The 1,760-nt window shown below is 69.7% G+C and carries 1 protein-coding gene; it reads left to right on the top strand.

The window, feature by feature from the left end; translation table 11 throughout:
- Positions 1-1,272 (top strand): ABC transporter substrate-binding protein (locus IE318_RS33815; RefSeq protein ID WP_229903923.1); only part of this gene is annotated, 1,272 nt, incomplete at its 5' end.
- Between the last annotated feature and the right edge of the window lie 488 nt (positions 1,273-1,760).

Genomic DNA, 1,760 nt, shown 5'->3' with positions numbered 1-1,760 from the left:
ACGACGGTTCTGACGGCTTCGGCCCTGCTGCTGACCGGTTGCAGCAGCGACGACGGCGACGATTCGAACGCCTCGGATTCCAACGGGAACATCACGCTCAAACTGGCCGACTTCGGTCAGTTCGGCTACAAGGAAGCCGGCCTGTTCGAGCAGTACCACAAGCTGCACCCGAACATCACGGTCAAGGAGGACACCACCACCGACGAGCAGGTCTACTACCCGAGGCTGCTTCAGCAGCTGAACTCGGGCAGCGGCCTGGCCGACGTCACGGGCATCGAGGTCGGCCGCATCAAGGAGGTCGTCGACACCCAGGCGGCCAAGTTCGCCGACCTGAGCAAGTCCATCAACGTGAGCGACTGGGTCTCCTGGAAGGAGAAGCAGGCCACCGCGAAGGACGGCACGGTGATCGGCGCCGGCACCGACATCGGCCCGATGTCCCTGTGCTACCGCAAGGACCTCTTCCAGCAGGCCGGTCTGCCCTCCGACCGCGACGCCGTGGCGAAGGCGGTCGCGGGCGGCTGGGAGGACTACATCAAGCTCGGTGAGCAGTACAAGCAGAAGGCCCCCTCCGGCACCTTCTTCATGGACTCCGCGAGCGCCATGTACAACGCGGTCGTCAGCTCCTCCGCGCAGCAGTACTACGACGCCGACGGCAAGGCGGTCTACAAGGACAGCGCGGCCGTCAAGCAGGGCTGGAACCTTGCGGCCGAGGCCGCCGCGAAGAAGCTGAGCGGTGGTCTGCCCCAGTTCCAGGACCCGTGGCAGGCGGCGCTGCGCAAGGGCAAGATCGCTTCCATGGCCTGCCCGGCCTGGATGGCAGCCCAGATCTCGACCTACTCCGGTGACAAGTACAAGGGCAAGTGGGACATCACCCGTGCGCCCGGCACCACCGCGGCCAACTGGGGCGGCTCCTTCCTGGCCGTGCCCAAGAGCGGCAAGCACGTCAAGGAGGCCACCGAGCTGGTCAAGTGGCTGACCGCTCCGGAGCAGCAGGCCGCCGTGTTCAAGGCCGTCGGTGTCTTCCCGTCCAACAAGGGCGCCTACGAGCTGGCCAGCGTGAAGACCGCCAAGCTTCCGTACTTCAGCGACGCCCCGATCGGCCAGATCTACGCCGACGAGGCCAAGTCCATCCCCGAGGCCGTGCTCGGCCCGAAGGACGGCGTGATCAAGGACACGATCTCCACCCAGATCAACAACATGGAGCAGCGGGGCACCAAGCCCGACAAGGCCTGGAAGGACGCGACCGACACGATCGACAAGGCGATCGGCTGACGACCGCCCGGGGTGCGGGCGGTTCCTCCGGCCGCCCGCACCGCGCCCGCGCGCGGAGCCGTACGACGGCTCCCGCCGCGGGCGCGAGGCCGTCGAGCGGGGCCGGCCGGGGCACGGGACCACGAGCAACGCGATCCTGTTCCGGCACGACCACGCTCAGCAGGACCACGCCTGTCCGACGCTTCTTGCCGGGCCCGTCGCGCCCGACGGGGACCACCGGACAGGCGGGCACCAGGCCTCAGGCCGGTGCCCGGCCGGCCGGACCCCGTGTCCGGTGGCCGGGCCCGGCCCCGCACGCACGTCAGGCCGCGGCGCGGACCGCCCGGCACCGCGGACGATCCGCACAGGGAGCGGCGGGACGGGCGCCCGGTCCCTGCATGTGCCTCCCGCCCCGTAACCGGCCCAAACCTCCAGGGAAGGACTCCCTCCGTGGCAACCACGACCCCCACACGGGGTGCCTACACCCCGCCTCCCGGCGGCTCCGGCGC

It is taken from the genome of Streptomyces spiralis, assembly GCF_014654675.1.
GTDB classification, from domain to species: domain Bacteria; phylum Actinomycetota; class Actinomycetes; order Streptomycetales; family Streptomycetaceae; genus Streptomyces; species Streptomyces spiralis.
The sequence above is the reverse complement of the archived record's forward strand: the minus strand, read 5'-3'. Positions and strand labels throughout refer to the sequence as shown.